The organism is bacterium (assembly GCA_024228115.1).
GTDB lineage: Bacteria > Myxococcota_A > UBA9160 > UBA9160 > UBA6930.
Genome location: JAAETT010000399.1, coordinates 1 through 506, shown reverse-complemented (window position 1 = coordinate 506; position 506 = coordinate 1). Strand labels below are relative to the sequence as shown.

Here is a 506-nt window from a genome sequence, read left to right as displayed (position 1 = left end):
CCGTTTGTCCCTTCGACCGGACGACGGGCTCCGCGGCCAACCCGGCTCCCGGCCCCAATCCCAAAACGAGCAATGCTCCACAGATCCGGGAGATGGCTACTCGTACCTTGCTACCACTCATGCTCGCCTCCTGCAGACCGCGAACGGCGAGCCGGCCGCGTCCTCACACTCTAGCAACGCAGTCCCGCCGCAGCGCTCGCGACGCCATTTTTCAAAGCTCTTCCACCACGAGAATTGGTGCGCCAACTCCCACCGACGACACGTCGGCACGTGCGATCGCCCGACGCGTCGCCAACGGCCCGACGACTTCGAACACCACCGTGGCGGAGGCGCTCGCGATCCTGAAGGAGAAGAACGCGCACTTCCTGATCGTGGCGAAGCGCCACGAGGACGACGAGTTCGGCGTCGTCATGGTCTCGGACATCGCCAAGCACGTGCTGGCACCCCACCGTTCGCCCGAGCGCACCAACGTCTACGAGATCATGTCCAAGCCGGCGCTGTCGGTG

Annotated in this window: 1 protein-coding gene; it reads left to right on the top strand. The window is 65.2% G+C overall.

From position 1 onward, the window contains the following. Positions 1 to 320: 320 nt before the first annotated feature. A partial coding sequence (locus tag GY937_17490; protein ID MCP5058499.1) for a CBS domain-containing protein occupies positions 321 to 506 on the top strand: 186 nt, incomplete at its 3' end.